Below are 16,200 nucleotides of genomic sequence, written 5' to 3' on the forward strand. Positions count from 1 at the left end.
AATTCTTATAAGTATGCTTGAGCCGTATGTCTTAAAAGGGACACGTACGGTTCTTAGAAGAGGGGAGACAAGTAATTGTCTCTTCTTATTCGACGTAATTGATATTTCAGATGGTATCATCATTTTAATCACTTATTTAAATATTTGTCCTTGGAACTTGTAAACGTCACAGCTTTCATCCATCCAGCTGTCCGCACTGATTCCTGCCTTCATGCATGTGTGGTCGAGGAAATCCTCGATGGTGAACATGTTCTCAACAGCCACCTGCGGGAGCAGCAATCCTCTGGCATATCCCTTTTGTATAATGAGGCCGTCACGGCCGATTTCAATCTCGTCAAAGTACTGGTCAGGGTGTGCCACGACAATCATTTCAGGTTTTGTCAGGACTGTGACTTCAAATTCTAAATCATCATATTCCTTTTCACTCAATTGTGGAAATCTAGGGTCATTGAATGCGGCCGCTATTGCAACTTCTATTGTAGCGTCAATTGCTGTTTCAACAGGTTCTGCATATCCAATGCATCCTCTTAGGTTATTGTTCTTGTTTAATGTTACGAACACTCCCAGTTTTTCATCCAATTCAATAGGATAGTCTTCCGGTTTGTCCAATTTCTCTCCTGTTTCCAAGTAATGTTTAACTGCTTCCTTTGAAAGGTTGACTAGGTATTCTCCTGCTTTGTCACTGATCATTTTAACCCATTCCTCCAACTAGTGCATTCAATATTCTTGTATGCGGTCCTCCATCACCTACAGGTGCGGTCTGTCCGCCTTTTCCACAGAAACCTACGCTCAACTTAAAGTCGTTGCCGATTGCATCAATGTTTTTCAGGGTTTCAAGGATGTTTCCGGACAGTGACACGTCCCTTAGGGGTGTTGTTATCTCGCCGTTTTCAATCATGTATCCTTCAGCAGCGTTGAATTGGAAAATACCTTTTCCGGTATCCACCTGGCCGCCTCTTGAGCCTTTAAGGTACATTCCATTAGGGATGTCCTCAAGCAATTCCTCGAATGTGTTGTCTCCAGGCTGCAGATAAGTGTTGCTCATCCTCACAATTGGCTGGTCTGCAATGAGTGACCTTGCATTTCCTGATGATTTCATTCCCAATTTGGATGAGGTTTCCCTTGAATTCAATAGTGAGATTAATTCCCCGTTCTTGACGAGCTGGTTAGGTTTTGTCCTAACTCCCTCAACGTCATAAGGATAGTAGCCGAATCCATCTTTCCTGCTTGCGTCATCGAAAATGTTTACAATGTCTGAGGCAATTTTCTCACCGATCTTGTCTTTAAGAATGGAATCGTTCTGCAGTATCAGGTCTCCTTCGGTTGCATGGCCCAGCGCTTCGTGGATTAGAACTCCTGTCAATTCCGGGTCTGCTATTACTGTGAACTGTCCTGATGGTGCAGGCTTGGCCTCAAGAAGTCTCACCGCTTTTTCACCTATGTTTCTTCCGAACTCTTCGATGTCTGCATCTTGGATGATTTCAAAGCCTTTGACTCCTCCGAGACTACCATGTCCGAACTGTATTATTTCGCCGTCTGTTGCTGATGCGTTCAGCGCCATTCTGACGCGGGAGGTTTTCACTTGAATCTCGCTTCCTTCGCTGTTCATGAAAAGCTCATTGACTTCGCTGTCGGCATAGCTTATGGTGGTACTGTTGACCTTGTCGATTGTGGCGGCATCATTTGCGGATTTCATGATGTCCTTTTTCTCTTCAATGGACACGTCCTTGAATGGTGTTTTAACATCGACTTCCACTTTATCCTTTATTATTTCACTTTCGGTTAATTCAACATCTCCCTTAAGTGAATCTGATAATTTTAATGCGGTTTCTGTTATCTCATTTATTTTTGATAAGTCTGTTGTGTATGCAAAACCCCAAGCTCCATTTTTTAACACTCTTATTCTTGTTCCTAAACTCATTCCAGTGTTAATTTCATCTACATTTCCATCTTTCATTAATATGGAAGTATTGTCACCCATTCCGAATCTGATATCCATGTAATCTACTTTTGGGCTTGTTTTTGCAATAATATTTTCGAATAAACTGATATATTCTTCCATAATTATCACTCAATTAACTATTAATCTAATTTTTATATTGGGTGGCATGTTTAATAAAAGTTTTTTTAATGGCTGTTTGTGTGATAATTTAAAAAAAGAAAAAAGATTATAATGCTTTTTTAAGCATTATACGTATTGTGTAGTGTCGAGAGGTTTGAAATCGTTCATTTCGTTTAATTTTTCTAAGCATTCTGTTGCATTGTTGATTATGTCGTCAGGGTTTCCTTGATCTGCCCAAATCATGACGGTGTATTTTTGATTGTTGATTTCAACCAATTCAACGCATCCGTACATTTTATTCAACTCGTCATTGAAATTGAATGTGTTTCTAGTCTCTCCCGGAACTATGGTGTAGTTTAGCTTTGTATTGTTTACAAATGAGTTGTCATCGTGGGTTTCACGAGTATCGTCATTGTCGTCATCTGTTTCGTTGACATCATCCAATTCGAATTCCTCAAAAGCAATCTCCAAGCCTGTAAGGCTGGAGTATAGCGCATCGTCATCACTGACCTTGTATGAGTCCGGTGCCTTGATGCTGTTCATGTCCAGGTCTGCTGCGGATGCGATACCTACAGCAAAAATTAAAATCAATGCTAATATCAATATTCTGTTTTTCATATTCAACACCTAAATCATAATTTTATTAATCGGGTTAAATATATTTAATTAATGACAAATTTTAAATAGCAAGATTAATATAACAATTGTTAACAATTAAATTTTTGGTGATTGAATGTATGTGATTATAGGTACTGGTGCAGGAGGAGCAATAATCGCTCGTGAACTTGCAAAAAACAACCTGCCAGTAACCATTTTAGAGAAAGGACCTTATATAAAATCAAAAGATGCATTTAACTATTACGATAAGTACAATGAAACAGTCGACCTCCTAACAACCACCTGCATCGGCGGGGCAACAATCGTGTCAATGTCAAACATGGTGAGGGCACTTGATGAAGAGCTTTTGGACTATGGAGTGGACTTGAGCGAAGCCTACAGGTACGTTGAGGAACTGGTTGGCGTTCACCAGCTCGACGACTCACACATAGGAAAAGGAACCCAGGCATTCCTTGACGCCGGTGAGGAACTGGGATTGAACACAATGAAAATGCCAAAGGCAATCAGGGAAGAGGACTGCATACAATGTGGAAAATGCGCTTTCGGATGTCCAGCTGATGCAAAATGGTCAGGAAAGGACTTCGTGGATGAAGCCGTCGAAGCAGGAGCAACATTAATAACCGAAGCCGAAGCGACAGAAATAATGACTGAAAATGATGCTGCCTGCGGAGTGAAATACATCAAGGACAATCAGGAACAAATCATCAAAGCGGATAAAGTCATCCTCTCAGCAGGAGCAATCGGCTCAACATTCATCCTAAGAAACACCGGAATATCCGAGGCAGGCCGTGAACTATTCTTCGACCCATTCGTCTCAGTGGGAGGATACCTTAAGGACGTCAACTTCAACACCGAGGTGCAGATGGCCGGACTGGTGATAGGTGAAAACTTCGTGCTCTCACCCCACTTCTCATCATTCATACGTGCAAACATCCCCGATGACAATGTAACTGACAATGACATTTTAAGCATAATGGTGAAAACACCTGATGAGGCAAAAGGATACATTGACGATGACGGTGAAGTGGTGAAAATTAACACCATCCAGGACATAAGATACCTTGCAGAAGGAACAGCCACTGCAGGATTCATCCTGGAAAAGGCAGGAGTGGATCCAAACACCATAGGCTCAACAGTGTACCGTGGAGCACATCCTGGAGGAACCGCTGCAATTGGGAAAATAGTTGACAGCAACCTAGAAACAGAAATAGAAAATTTATATGTTTGTGATGCAAGCGTATTGCCGATATCCCCTGGAAAACCGCCAATACTCACAATACTTGCATTAGCAAAAATGCTAGCGGACCATTTAAAAAATTAGAATGGAAGATTTATTCGAATTGCTTATCGATATCTTCCGTTTTTATTAATTTTTCACAATAATGACACCTGACAACTGGAGGATAATTATTAATCACGTTGAAAACAGGTGTTATTGGCTCATTTTCATAATTTGTAATGCATTTGGGATTAGTGCACTTGATAATTGAACTTATTTTTTCAGGAAGAACAATCTTATCCTTTTTGATAGGCTTAAAATCTCTGATAATGTTGATTGTGGCTTTTGGAGCAATTAAAGCAATTTGATTAAGTTCTTCATGGTCCAATTCACGATTCTCAATTTTAACAATGTCCTTTCTTCCGATTTCACCGGAATCAACATTCATCGCCACTGTGACATTATGAGTATCCTTATCTGGCAAGCCCAGGATTTTAAGGATGTGCAATGCCTTGTTGGCGGAAATGTGATCAATCACGGTACCGTTTTCAATCGCTTTGATTTTTAATTCGGATTTAGTCATTTCAAACACACCTAATACATTCTCAAATCTTTCATTTCAATCATTGTTTCAGTATCGTTCACTAATTGTTCAGGAGTCTTGTTCTTGGTTGGAATGGCAAAACTTTCAATCACTCTGGCCCCACGCAACTTGACTTTACGCTCCAACCTTTCTATTGTCCCCTCTGCACGACTGTTGTCCATTGTAGTGAACAATATGACGTCCTTTGCCCTTAAATCGCACCTGTCGATTATTGTCAATATTGCAGGTGTAGGGTTTCCGGACCATGTTGGTGTTCCAAAGTATATTGTATCGTATCCTGTCAAGTCAACGTTGGCAGGCACGATATCTGTCTTGCTTTCTCTGAATGATGTCAATGATGATAATAATTTATTCTTGAAACCTTCACGGTTTTTCAAATCATGAATCCTCACCAAATCAGCATTCAATCGATTGCCCAATACTCTTGCAATCAAATCGGTTTTTCCGCCCTGTGAATAATAGATAATTACTTTAGCCATTGTTCCATCCTCCTAGGGATGTAATCCGAAGTGTCTTAAACCTAATGTCTCATCAATTCCAAGTATTATGTTCATGTTCTGTATTGCCTGTCCTGATGCTCCTTTGACAAGATTGTCAATGCATGACAGCATCACAACTCTACCTGTTTCATCTATTTCAAATCCTCCGATATGTACGAAGTTGGAGCCACGGACACTGCTTAAATGAGGAATTTCACCTTCATCCATCAGTTTGATGAAGAATTCATCACCATATTCTTTTTCGTATAGTTTTCTGATTTCATCAGGGGTGATGTCCATGTTATCATCAGTTAGGAAGCTGTGGCTTGTTGTCTGGATTCCGCGTATGACCGGCACTAGATGTGGGGTGAATGACACTTTCACGTCATCGAATCCATGAAGCTCCTGTTGAATCTCGGACATGTGTCTGTGGGATGAAATCTTATATGGATTGACATTGTCTGCAATGTTCGGGTAATGTGTGGTTGCAGATGGATTGACTCCCGCTCCACTCACTCCTGTTTTTGAATCGATGATTATTCTTTCAACCAGATTGTTTTTAACCAGCGGGTATGAGGACAATATTGCACCGGTTGGGAAGCATCCCGGATTTGCAACAAGGTCTGCCTTCTTGATTTCATCACGATACAATTCCGGAAGACCGAATGCACCTTTATGTTCCTTGTCGGTGTGTTCCATACCATACCATTTCTCATAAACAGCAGTGTCACGGTAACGGTAATCTCCGCTTAAGTCAACCACTTTGGCACCGGTTTCAAGTATTTCCGGCACGATTTTCATTGATGCTCCGTGAGGTGTTGCGGTAAACACCACATCTGCATCTAACTCGCTAGGGCTTTTGTTTTTGAAAACAAGTCCTGAATCCCTAATGTGCGGATGAATCTTATGTGCAGGTGTTCCATCGTATTGTCTTGAGGTGATGTCTGTCACTTCAACTTCAGGATGGTTTAAAAGCATCCTTAAAAGTTCTCCACCAGTATATCCGCTTGCTCCTATAATTGCTACATTAAACATTTTAATAATCTCCTAATCTTCACAATGATCCATAATCTTTCCTTTAAAGTCAGTATTCTGTATTTTACGAATTATCTTGCAGCTGCTGTCAAGCTCGCAGTCACGGTACTTTTCAATGCGGACAGCCTTTGCCTTCAGGCCTCTCTTGTCGATTGCCGCCTGCAGCTTGTCAATGTCGTGATTCTGGTCTGCCCCCACGGTGATGATGTCGGGATCGATTTCACGCACGATCTTGAAGACATCGCCGTTTGCATCGCCGAGAAAGGCATCTGTTACGGGTTTAAGCATTTTAATAAGTTCCAATCGTTGGTCTTCACCTACAATTGGCACTCTTTTTCTTCTCTCAACTGTTGCATCACGTGCTACAACAACATAAAGCTCGGCATCTTCTCCACCTAGTTTCTTGGACTCCTCGAGGTAAACTCCGTGTCCGGGGTGGAGTATGTCGAATGTTCCGGTCGCCATTATCTTCATTATATTATCCTCTTTTGGTATCTTAAAGCTTCAGTCAAATCAATCTTGTCAGTGTAAAGTGCAGAACCGATAACAACTCCTTCCACACCGCTTTCATTCAATAATTTAATGTCATCAATTGTTGTTATTCCGCCTGAATAGACAATCGGCAAGTCAACAGATTTTTTAAGATTTTCTACAGGCTCTGTGTAAAATCCTCCTAAAAGCCCTTCCACGTCAACGTTTGTGAATAGTATGCTTCCGGCTCCATGGTCCTTGAATTCCTGTGACAGCTCTTCGGGACTCTTGTCTATCTTTTCCTGCCATCCCTTGATGACAACATTGTTGTCCTTGCTGTCAAGTGAAATCATTATCCTGTCTGAACCGTACTCATTGGACAGTTCGGTGATTGTTTCAGGGTTCTGTATTCCCATGGTTCCGATTATCAGCCTTTCAATGTCAAGGTCCAATAATTGGCGGGCATATTCAACACTTCTGATTCCTCCACCAAGCTGAATAGGTACGGAAACCTCTTTGAGAATCTTTTTAATGATGTCGAAACTAGCAACACCATTTATTGTTCCGTCAAGGTCGATAACATGGATGTTTTTAGCCCCCAAATCTTCCCAGTGTTTTGCAACTTTTTCTGGATTTTCTATCTCAACCATTTCACTTCCAGGTTCTCCCTGTACAAGTTGGACACATTTGCCGTTTTTTATATCAACTGCAGGCATTATTAACATTTCGTCTTTTTTAAATGACATTTGGATTTTTCCTGTAATATTTTATTATAATATAATTATATGTTTTGAAATGTTTTATATCTATTGATTATATAATAGCATTATGAATGAAAATCTCTATCGATTATTTGATGATGTTTTAATTTCATCATTTGATATTAAAAATGAGGGCAATAAGACTGTTCTTGAGTTGGGTGATGATGCGGAATACGGAAATCTTGAAACCTATTCGATATTTCCTGGAGTCATCCTGTCCAATATTGATTTGGCCATTGACAATGTGGATGAGGTTTTTGTAGAGGAAAAAATTGATCATAGGCTGTTGGAAATCAATCATTGTGCAGAAGGAAGATACTCATATGCTGTAGGCGATGACAAGATAGTCTATTTTGGAAAGGGTGATTTGTGCATTAGCATATATGACTTGACAAAAACACTGTCCGATTTCCCATTGGGTTATTATAATGGTATTGAGATTTTCATTGATGTTGATGTCGCCTCATCCAAAAGAATGACATTTGCATCCTTGAGCAAGGCCCTTGCAATTGAAATCCTTTGCCTCTGGCCCCCTGACAACAATTTCCCGTTTTCGCCAATGACAGTATCATATCTCTCCGGAAGCTTTTGAACGAATTCATCGCATTCAGCAAGTCGAGCAGCTTCAATTACCTCCTCATCTGTTGCATCTTTTCTTCCGATGCGAATGTTTTCCAAAATTCTTTCATTTTCATCTTTCAATGAAAATTATTTAGGTTTGACTAAATAATAAATACTTTATTTATCAGAATATATAAACATATAAATAATTATGAAGAAGGTGTGTACATGAGTAAAATTATAGAATTTAAAAATGTGATTAAGGAGTATAAATCGGGAGATCACATTTTAAAAGCTATGGATGATGTAAACTTTACAATTGATGAAGGAGAATTTGTTGTAATTCTCGGACCTTCAGGAGCAGGAAAGTCAACACTTCTAAATCTTTTAGGAGGACTTGACTCAGTAACTTCCGGTCAAATAATTGTAAATGGCAATCATGTCGAATCATTTAATGATAATCAGCTAACAGAATATCGTGCAAAAAACGTTGGTTTCATTTTCCAATTCTACAACTTAATCCCAAACTTGACCGCAATTGAAAACGTTGAATTAATGAAGGATATTGTGGATGTGGATATAGATGGGTTAAGTGTTCTTGATTCAGTTGGCCTAAAAAACCATGCAAATCAGTTTCCCTCACAATTGTCCGGTGGGGAACAGCAAAGAGTATCAATTGCACGTGCTGTTGCTAAACAACCTACAATGCTTCTATGTGATGAGCCGACAGGAGCGCTTGATTCAAAAACAGGCGTGCTGATTTTAAATTTGCTTCAGGACATGAGCAACAACAAAAATACAACAGTTGTAATAGTGACTCACAATGCAATACTTGCAGAAGCGGCCGATAAGGTTATTAGGATTAAAAATGGCCAAATTGAAAGTACTGTAGTTAATGAAAATCCAAAAAAGGTAACTGACTTAGAATGGTGAGCAGATGCTTGCAAGGAAGATGTTGAGAGACATCTCCAAGCACAAGGCCCAATTCATATCTATTTTTCTAATGGCATTTCTAGGGGTGTTTGTGTTTGCAGGTGTCGGCGGAGAATCCGTAGGCCTGGAAGTCAACGTCAATGACTATTACGATGAAACCAACTTGGCTGACGGATGGATATACTCAAACTATATCAATGACTTGTTCGTGTATCAGGTTGATGTTTTAGGCGCAACGACCGATATGTAAAGGCAACTGGTGGTTGACTCGGTGGGGGACTTTAAAAACGACCCCGACATAACGCTGCATTTCGTTGAAAACAATACCATATCCAAATTCTACCTGATTGAAGGTGAAAAATTAGACATCAATGATGAAAATGGAGTGTGGCTGGACAAGAGCTTTGCAGATGCAAAGGGACTTGGGATCGGCGATAAGATAACCTTCGAGTTTGCAGACTACAGGATTACAAAAACAATCAGGGGATTAGGATACTCGCCGGAATATGTCTATCACGCATCATCCTCCTCGGTGATACCTGATTTCAACAAGATCGGTTTTGCATACATGTCATATAAGGCATTTCCTGAGGATACGGTTCCATACAATGTCTTGAACGTCAAGTTTGAGGGGGAACCTGAAACCTACAGTGAACTGTTGGACTATCATATGGGAGGATACTATAGTTCATTCGTTGAAAGGTCAGAGCATGTCAGTGTAGGTCAGTTTTCAGAGGAAATGGCGCAACACAAGATGATGGGTGATATTTTCCCAGTGGTGTTCATATTGATTGCAATGCTGATACTTCTCACAACCATGAGAAGAATAATCACTCATCAGCGAACACAAATAGGCATCCTGAAGGCCAGCGGATTTAAAAACCATTCAATCATACTTCATTATGTGTCCTACGGTTTCTGGCTTGTGCTGGTAGGTGCGATTTTAGGATTGATACTGGGGCCGATGACCTTACCTCAGCTGTTTTATCCCTCAATGAGCGCAACATACAAGATGCCTTCATGGAATCCTGCATGGAGCATGAACTTTGTATACGTGGCGGCATTGATGGTTTTGATGTCACTTGCGGTTTCATATTACTCTGTAAGGAATATCTCCAATGAAAAGCCGGCAGACACCATCAGGCCAAAAACACCTAAGGTGTCCACTTCAGGATTCGTTGAAAAGCTGGGCATCTGGAAGAGATTGTCATTCAATGCCCGATGGAACTGGCGTGATGCCAAAAGAAACAAGTCTCGTGCACTGATGACCATAATTGGTGTAATCGGTTGCAGTGCACTGCTCGTATGTGCTTTCGGAATGTATGACGGGATGAATGACTTGAAGGAATGGGAGTATTCGGATATCAATCATTACGATTCAAAACTGGTGGTTGAAGATAATGCAAGCGTTTCACAAATAGACAATGTTGCCGAGGATGTGAACGGCGACAAGATCATGGAATCATCAATTGAAATAGAGTCGGACAATGCCAAAAAGTCTGGTTCGCTGCTGGTTGTCAATGATACTGAGCTGATAACGCCTACTGATTATGACCGCAATCATGTTGAAATCAGGGACGATGAAGTTTCAATTTCACAAAAGATGGCAGATATGCTAGGCGTTAAGGTCGGCGACAAGGTCAAGTGGCACATTATGGGTTCGGATAAGTGGGTCAAGACTAAAATAGATAAGATTCATGCAGACCCGATCTCACAGGGTTTCATAATGTCCTCGGACAAGCTTGAGGATTTGGACTTGAACTACGCTACAACAAGCATCATCACAGCAGAGCATGTCGACAAGGATTATGACGGTGTCAAGGTGGCCAACTCAATGAAGGACATGACCTCAAGTTGGGATGAAATGACCGAGTCAATGTGGCTTTTGATATACATTCTGATATTCTTTGCGGCGCTTTTGGCTATTGTAGTATTGTACAATCTTGGATTGCTGTCATTTACTGAAATCGAGAGGGAAATCGCAACATTGAAAGTCCTGGGTTTCAAGACCAGTGCCTTGAGGAAACTGTTATTGACACAGAACCTGTGGTTTACTGCCATCGGTTTCATATTGGGCTTACCAGTAGGTTATATGATCTTGGATGTAATGTGGGCATCATCAGGGGATTCATTCTATATCTTGCCTTCAATAACCCTTTCAAATTTACTGTTGACTGCCGTGATAACATTTGCATTGTCCATTTTTGTCAATTTGATGTTTTCACGAAAAATCAAAAGACTTGATATGGTTGAGTCACTTAAAAGTGGAGAGTAGGATTTAACCTTATTCACACGTGATAAGTGACAAAATATTTAAATGCAAGCCAGATTTAACTATTAATATGGTTGAAGTTACAGAACAGTCAAAATATATGGATTTGCTCAATGCCTATCCGTTGCTTAAGACGGATTTGGTTAAAAGAAATCATAAGTTCAAGTTTCTGGTCACTCCTATGGGCAAGATTTCCCTTTGGGAAGCTAATCTTAGGGAGGTTAGTGAAAGTGCCGAAATGAGTGTTGATGAAACAGTCTCTCTGTTTCAGGAATTGATTGATTCATATTAACATTCATTATTTTTTCTATTTTTAATCGATTTGATGTATACTGCAATTTTTAATAATGTTTTATTCGATTGATAGTTGATGTTAATGTCAAAATCCATTGTTTATTTTATGGGAACATTTGGCAACTGTACATTTAATTGGTGCTTCACTTAATTTAAAAGAGGTTTTTTATATTCTAATTTTCAGATATATTAATCATGTCACTGTCCAAGAAGATGCTGAGGGAAATTAAAATCAATAGGACACAGTTCATTGCAATATTCCTAATGGCATTTATAGGTATTTTCGCATACAGTGGAATCTATGCAGAATACTATGGTTTGGAACAAACATCCAATGAATTTTACGCCCAAACAAACCTTGCAGACGGATGGGTTTACAATACTGATTTTGATGAATCCACATTCGATAAGATAAGTGATTTTACAACAGATGTGGATAGGCAGGCGGTCATTCAATCCGTGGCGGATATGGAAAACCAGCCGGACATTACATTGCACTTCATAGAAAAGGGAACGATTTCCAAATTTTACACTACTGAAGGTAAAAAGTTCAATGCATCTGACGCTTCGGGAGTATGGCTGGACACACGATTTGCAGAAGCACGCAATCTCCATGTTGGGGATACAATAAAATTAGAATTCAACAATCAAACAATCAAAAAGGAAATCAAGGGACTAGGATATTCTCCGGAATATGTATTTGAAACCTCGCCGTCATCCCTAACGCCTGATTTTTCCACGATGGGATTCGCATACCTATCCGCTAGGGCATATCCTGAAGATATAGAATATGACACATTGCTTGTTAAGTACAACATCTCCGACAAGCAATTCCGGGAAAAATTGGATGATTCCATTGATTACTTGTCATTCACCAAGCAAAACGACCATCTAAGTGTTTCCAAATTCGCAGATGAGATGGCCCAGCACAAGATGATTGGAGACGTATTTCCAATAGTCTTCATCCTGGTAACCTTCCTGACGCTTTTGACAACAATGACCCGGATAGTTTCACACCAGAGAACACAGATTGGAATACTGAAGGCAGTTGGATTTAAGGACAAAACAATAATCCTGCATTACATATCCTACGGTTTCTGGCCGGTTATTGCAGGAGCGGTTTTGGGATTGATAACCGGACCAATGATTATTCCACAAATGTTTTATCCGACAATGACCGTAAGCTATAGCATGCCGTCATGGAATCCCGGCTTTGACATGAGCTTCGTATACATTGCCATATCACTGGTGGTATTGTCGGTACTGGTTACATATCTCTCATGCAGAAGAATCTCAAAGGAAAATCCCGCAAATACCATGAGGCCAAAAGCACCTGATGTATCATCAAAAGGGATGCTGGAAAGGTCAAGGTTCTGGAAACACTTGAACTTCAATATTCGCTGGAACATAAGGGATGCAAAAAGCAATAAGTTCAGGGCACTCATGACAATTGTGGGAGTTATGGGTTGTGTAGCACTATTGATTGCAGCATTCGGCATGAATGACAGCTTGGAAGAGTTGAAATCATGGGAATATGATGACATTTCTCACTATGAGTCAAAATTATTGCTTTCCAGTGAGGCAAACCCATTGGAATTGTACTATATTTTAAACGAGACTGATGGAAGCTTCATCATGCAGCAGTCAATTGAAATTAAGGCAAATGATGAGGAAGACACGGTCACGCTTCTAGCTACAAACAACACGGATTTGATATCCTACACTGACAGCAACATGAATCCTATTGAAATTGAGGAGGGTGATGTCTCCATTTCACAGAAGTTGGCCGACAGGTTTGGCTTGGCCATTGGAGATAAGGTCAAATGGCATATTGTCGGAAATGACAAGTGGGTGACATCCAAAATAGACCAAATCCATGCAGAACCGATACAACAGGGTCTTATAATGTCTCCGGATACATTGGAAGATGAAGGATTGAATTTCACGCCTACAAACATTTTAACAAAAGAGAAATTCGGTGAAAACTACGATTCAATCAAGTCAACCACAACGATCAGAAAGATGGAGGAAAGCTGGGACCAGATGACTTCTGCGGTGATGATGATGGTTTATGTGGTGACAATCGTTGCAGGGGCACTGGCAATCATAGTATTGTATAATCTGGGCATATTGTCATTTACTGAAATGGAAAGGGAGATTGCAACCTTGAAAGTGTTGGGTTTTAGGACAAATGTCTTAAGAAAACTGCTGCTGACCCAGAATGTTATCTTTACTGCTATCGGTTATGTTTTGGGCTTGCCGTTGGGATTGTACTTCATGACATTGATGATGAATGCCGCCGGGAACTCACTTTACTATATTCCATCGTTGACTTGGGGAAATATCTTGTTGACTGCAGTCATAACGTTTTCAATATCAATTGGTGTTAATCTGATGTTTTCAGATAAGATCAATGATTTGAATATGGTTGAAGCATTGAAGGATGTTGATTGACTATCCATTCTTATTCATGTGTTGGCAGTTCAATACCCTCTTTTAAGCTTAATTCTTTGATTTTCAAAAACCATGCCATGTTTCCTGCCAGGTTTCTCATTGTTAGGAGACCTTCATGGTCCTGAAGTGTTTCTTGGGGATTGATTCCATAAATCACATTCCAATATGTTGAGCTTATTATTGGCATTTCGGCCCATGCGAAAAATCTGTTAATTGTGTCTATTGCAATCATTGTTCCTGCTCTTCGTGCGATGGCTACTGATGCAGCGGGTTTTAGGCGGAATATTCTTTTTCCTCCAAAAAATGATGAGAAAAATACTCGGGTCATGAAATTGGTCAGTGTAGGATTCACGGTTCCGTAATAAACAGTTACTGGTGTAAATTCCACAAAGTCAATAATATTCATTGACTTTTTTCTTTTTTTTCAGTCATTGTTAAATTTTAGATATATTAATTAATCTCTTTTTTAATATAATTATTCATGAATTCTATTGAGGAAGCAGTTCAGCTATTTGAAAACGGTTATGTGTGCTCACAGGCAGTTTTTGCAGCATTCAGTGAAGATTATGGTCTTTCAAAAGAACAGGCCTTAAAGATTGGAGCTTGTTTTGGAAGCGGAATGCGCAAGGGTGAAGTCTGTGGAGCTTGCACCGGTGCGCTCATGGCACTGGGATTGAAGTATGGTGATGATAAGGCCAAGAGCAATGAGGTTTGTGAAAAGTTTTTGGATGAATTCAAAAACGAAAACGGATCAATAATCTGTCGTGATTTGCTTGAATGTGATATCAGCACTCCTGAAGGCGTTCAATTTGCCCGAGATAATGATTTGTTTAAAGAGTTTTGTCCAAAAATGGTTGAATCTGCAGCAAAAATTGTTAATGGCATATTATAGTTGATGATTTTGGGCCTAAAATGTTATTTTATATGTGTTTTGGCATTTTACGGTGAAAAGATTCTCGGGATTGGTGTTGTGCATATTATTTTTTTCAAATTAACATATCATAATATCATGATATGAAAACTTTTAAATACATAAACATATCATAATATGTAAATATATAATATATGTGATTACTATGGAAAATAATAATCTTGAAAACAACGATGAAGGGGTATGCGAAGTATTCAACTCTCATGAAGATGCAGTTGAAAGAGTGAAAGGACGCATGCCATCAGAAGAAGAATATGCTGAGCTATCTGAATTCTTCAAAATATTCGGAAACCCAACAAGATTAAAAATTATTTCCCTACTTGCAGTCGAAGACTTATGTGTATGCGACATTTGCGATGCATTAGACTTGAACCAGACAACAGTTTCAAATCAATTAAGGATATTGCGTGCAAACAATCTTGTCAAATACCAGAAAGAAGGTAAAATGGCAAGATACTCACTAACCGACCTGCACATTGAAATGATTTACAAAGTAGGATTAGAGCATATATTAGAATAATTTTTAATTGGTGATACTATGGTGGAGAATAGATGTTATGATGCAGATTGTGCAGATGAAAACTGCCGCAAACCAGAACATTATAACTACATCTGTTTTGACCCAGAATGTGAAGATATTCACTGTACAGATTCTAATCATTACGATAAGCAGTTATTAAGAGACTATCAAGAAAATTCAGATTTAAGTGTATATGACCATCGAGAGGAAATAGACTACAATGAGGATGTTGACATAAGCATTTGCGGCTGTCCTGACTGTGCAGATGACCATGATCACGATCATCACCATCATGAAGAGGATTCTTGTAGTGATCCTGATTGTGGTTGTCATGATGAGCATGAGCATCATCATGAGCATAGTCATGAGCATGAGCATCATCATGAGCATAGTCATGAGCATGAGCATAGTCATGAGCATGAGCATAGTCATGAGCATGAGGAAGTGGATTCTTGTAGTGATCCTGATTGTGGTTGTCATGATGAGGATGAGCCTCATCATGAACATGAATTAAAAGACACATGCTCTGACCCCGACTGTGATTGTCATGATCATGACGATGATGATATTGAAATAAGTATCTGCGGTTGTCCTGATTGTGCAGATGACGACCATGACCGTCTCGCCATAGCTGCCGACCGACGCGTGGATGTAGTTATACGTCGCCAGTGCGACCATGCAGCGCGTGGGCGACACCTTGATGACGTGCGGATTGTCCGAGGGCAGGCGCTTTTGCACCGCCTCGGCGTCCGCCGTGAAGTAAAAATATGCGCACGCATCCTTGTAGTACAGGATGGGCATTTCGGTCTCCCCGTCGATCCCGAGCCTGGCCGGGCGGGTGCCCTCGAACAGATCCTTCCGCTGGACCATGATGCCCCCTCCAAAATCACAGTTTCGGCGCTTGTGCTTTGTCCGCCGTGCTGTTGCAATTATAACGCGGCATGACCGAAGCGGCAATGATCCAGCCACGGCCGTGACGACCGGCG

The 16,200-nt window shown here is 40.2% G+C and carries 21 protein-coding genes and 1 pseudogene; 10 read left to right on the forward strand and 12 right to left on the reverse strand.

Annotated features, from left to right (window positions below):
* Positions 1 to 132 precede the first annotated feature (132 nt).
* From QZU77_RS07955 to QZU77_RS07965, 3 genes are all read right to left on the reverse strand, one after another.
* Positions 133 to 690, reverse strand: coding sequence for a TIGR00296 family protein (locus QZU77_RS07955; RefSeq protein WP_295602878.1), 558 nt, complete (start codon positions 688 to 690; stop codon positions 133 to 135).
* Between the two features lies 1 nt (position 691).
* Entirely contained in the window at positions 692 to 2,062 is a 1,371-nt protein-coding gene (locus QZU77_RS07960; RefSeq protein ID WP_295602881.1) for a TldD/PmbA family protein, read from the reverse strand.
* 126 nt (positions 2,063 to 2,188) lie between these two features.
* Positions 2,189 to 2,680 carry a hypothetical protein gene (locus QZU77_RS07965; protein WP_295602883.1) on the reverse strand — a complete coding sequence of 164 codons (492 nt, stop codon included), beginning with the start codon at positions 2,678 to 2,680 and terminating at the stop codon, positions 2,189 to 2,191.
* A gap of 115 nt (positions 2,681 to 2,795) precedes the next feature.
* Here QZU77_RS07965 and QZU77_RS07970 point away from each other — a divergent pair, with 115 nt between their 5' ends.
* Positions 2,796 to 4,001 (forward strand): GMC family oxidoreductase N-terminal domain-containing protein, encoded by a 1,206-nt coding sequence (locus tag QZU77_RS07970; protein ID WP_295602885.1) that lies wholly within the window; start codon positions 2,796 to 2,798, stop codon positions 3,999 to 4,001.
* Between the two features lie 10 nt (positions 4,002 to 4,011).
* On the opposite strand, the gene pyrI is transcribed toward QZU77_RS07970, so the two are convergent.
* The 6 genes and pseudogenes from pyrI to QZU77_RS08000 all read right to left on the reverse strand — a co-directional run.
* Complete coding sequence (gene pyrI / locus QZU77_RS07975) at positions 4,012 to 4,482, reverse strand: aspartate carbamoyltransferase regulatory subunit (protein ID WP_295602887.1); 471 nt, start codon at positions 4,480 to 4,482, stop codon at positions 4,012 to 4,014.
* Positions 4,483 to 4,493: 11 nt separating this feature from the next.
* Positions 4,494 to 4,982, reverse strand: a complete 489-nt coding sequence (locus QZU77_RS07980; RefSeq protein ID WP_295602889.1) for a flavodoxin — start codon at positions 4,980 to 4,982, stop codon at positions 4,494 to 4,496.
* A 12-nt stretch (positions 4,983 to 4,994) separates the two neighbouring features.
* Entirely contained in the window at positions 4,995 to 6,017 is a 1,023-nt protein-coding gene (argC, locus tag QZU77_RS07985) for an N-acetyl-gamma-glutamyl-phosphate reductase (protein WP_295602891.1), read from the reverse strand.
* Positions 6,018 to 6,029: 12 nt separating this feature from the next.
* Positions 6,030 to 6,494, reverse strand: coding sequence for an FAD synthase (locus QZU77_RS07990; protein ID WP_295602920.1), 465 nt, complete (start codon positions 6,492 to 6,494; stop codon positions 6,030 to 6,032).
* Entirely contained in the window at positions 6,491 to 7,234 is a 744-nt protein-coding gene (gene hisA, locus QZU77_RS07995) for a 1-(5-phosphoribosyl)-5-[(5-phosphoribosylamino)methylideneamino]imidazole-4-carboxamide isomerase (protein ID WP_295602893.1), read from the reverse strand. The genes QZU77_RS07990 and hisA overlap by 4 nt, the downstream gene beginning before the upstream one ends.
* A 468-nt stretch (positions 7,235 to 7,702) precedes the next feature.
* Positions 7,703 to 7,939: pseudogene (locus QZU77_RS08000) on the reverse strand (ATP-binding cassette domain-containing protein); the annotation flags it as partial.
* A gap of 99 nt (positions 7,940 to 8,038) precedes the next feature.
* On the opposite strand from QZU77_RS08000, the gene QZU77_RS08005 reads away from it, so the two are divergent.
* The 5 genes from QZU77_RS08005 (at position 8,039) to QZU77_RS08025 (ending at position 13,763) form a co-directional block, all read left to right on the forward strand.
* On the forward strand, positions 8,039 to 8,743 hold the full coding sequence (locus QZU77_RS08005) for an ABC transporter ATP-binding protein (protein WP_295602895.1): 705 nt from the start codon (positions 8,039 to 8,041) through the stop codon (positions 8,741 to 8,743).
* A 4-nt stretch (positions 8,744 to 8,747) separates the two neighbouring features.
* Positions 8,748 to 8,993, forward strand: a complete 246-nt coding sequence (locus QZU77_RS08010; RefSeq protein ID WP_295602897.1) for a hypothetical protein — start codon at positions 8,748 to 8,750, stop codon at positions 8,991 to 8,993.
* Between the two features lie 21 nt (positions 8,994 to 9,014).
* A complete protein-coding gene (locus QZU77_RS08015; protein WP_295602899.1) occupies positions 9,015 to 11,018 on the forward strand; it encodes an ABC transporter permease in 2,004 nt (667 codons plus the stop codon).
* A 67-nt stretch (positions 11,019 to 11,085) separates the two neighbouring features.
* Positions 11,086 to 11,307, forward strand: a complete 222-nt coding sequence (locus tag QZU77_RS08020; protein ID WP_295602901.1) for a hypothetical protein — start codon at positions 11,086 to 11,088, stop codon at positions 11,305 to 11,307.
* A gap of 197 nt (positions 11,308 to 11,504) precedes the next feature.
* Positions 11,505 to 13,763: an ABC transporter permease gene (locus QZU77_RS08025; protein ID WP_295602903.1), complete on the forward strand. Its 2,259-nt coding sequence runs from the start codon at positions 11,505 to 11,507 to the stop codon at positions 13,761 to 13,763.
* Positions 13,764 to 13,773: 10 nt separating this feature from the next.
* Here QZU77_RS08025 and QZU77_RS08030 read toward each other — a convergent pair whose 3' ends face one another.
* Positions 13,774 to 14,169, reverse strand: a complete 396-nt coding sequence (locus QZU77_RS08030; RefSeq protein ID WP_295602906.1) for a flavodoxin family protein — start codon at positions 14,167 to 14,169, stop codon at positions 13,774 to 13,776.
* Positions 14,170 to 14,244: 75 nt separating this feature from the next.
* Between QZU77_RS08030 and QZU77_RS08035 the strand changes: the two genes are divergently transcribed.
* The 3 genes from QZU77_RS08035 to QZU77_RS08045 all read left to right on the forward strand — a co-directional run bounded on the left by QZU77_RS08035 (position 14,245) and on the right by QZU77_RS08045 (position 15,374).
* Positions 14,245 to 14,655 (forward strand): C-GCAxxG-C-C family protein, encoded by a 411-nt coding sequence (locus QZU77_RS08035; protein ID WP_295602908.1) that lies wholly within the window; start codon positions 14,245 to 14,247, stop codon positions 14,653 to 14,655.
* A 184-nt stretch (positions 14,656 to 14,839) separates the two neighbouring features.
* Positions 14,840 to 15,214 carry a helix-turn-helix transcriptional regulator gene (locus QZU77_RS08040; RefSeq protein WP_295602910.1) on the forward strand — a complete coding sequence of 125 codons (375 nt, stop codon included), beginning with the start codon at positions 14,840 to 14,842 and terminating at the stop codon, positions 15,212 to 15,214.
* A gap of 37 nt (positions 15,215 to 15,251) precedes the next feature.
* Positions 15,252 to 15,374, forward strand: a complete 123-nt coding sequence (locus QZU77_RS08045) for a hypothetical protein (protein WP_295602912.1) — start codon at positions 15,252 to 15,254, stop codon at positions 15,372 to 15,374.
* A gap of 23 nt (positions 15,375 to 15,397) precedes the next feature.
* On the opposite strand, the gene QZU77_RS08050 is transcribed toward QZU77_RS08045, so the two are convergent.
* Positions 15,398 to 15,556: a hypothetical protein gene (locus QZU77_RS08050; protein WP_295602914.1), complete on the reverse strand. Its 159-nt coding sequence runs from the start codon at positions 15,554 to 15,556 to the stop codon at positions 15,398 to 15,400.
* Here QZU77_RS08050 and QZU77_RS08055 point away from each other — a divergent pair.
* The gene (locus tag QZU77_RS08055; RefSeq protein ID WP_295602916.1) at positions 15,546 to 15,728 is read left to right on the forward strand and encodes a hypothetical protein; all 183 of its coding nucleotides are present in this window, start codon (positions 15,546 to 15,548) and stop codon (positions 15,726 to 15,728) included. The two genes, QZU77_RS08050 and QZU77_RS08055, sit on opposite strands and share 11 nt — an antisense overlap.
* Here QZU77_RS08055 and QZU77_RS08060 read toward each other — a convergent pair.
* Positions 15,725 to 16,084 (reverse strand): hypothetical protein, encoded by a 360-nt coding sequence (locus QZU77_RS08060; RefSeq protein WP_295602918.1) that lies wholly within the window; start codon positions 16,082 to 16,084, stop codon positions 15,725 to 15,727. The genes QZU77_RS08055 and QZU77_RS08060 overlap by 4 nt on opposite strands.
* Positions 16,085 to 16,200: the final 116 nt, after the last annotated feature.

The sequence above is a fragment of the uncultured Methanobrevibacter sp. genome, from assembly GCF_902774605.1.
In the GTDB taxonomy this organism is placed as follows: Archaea; Methanobacteriota; Methanobacteria; order Methanobacteriales; family Methanobacteriaceae; genus Methanocatella.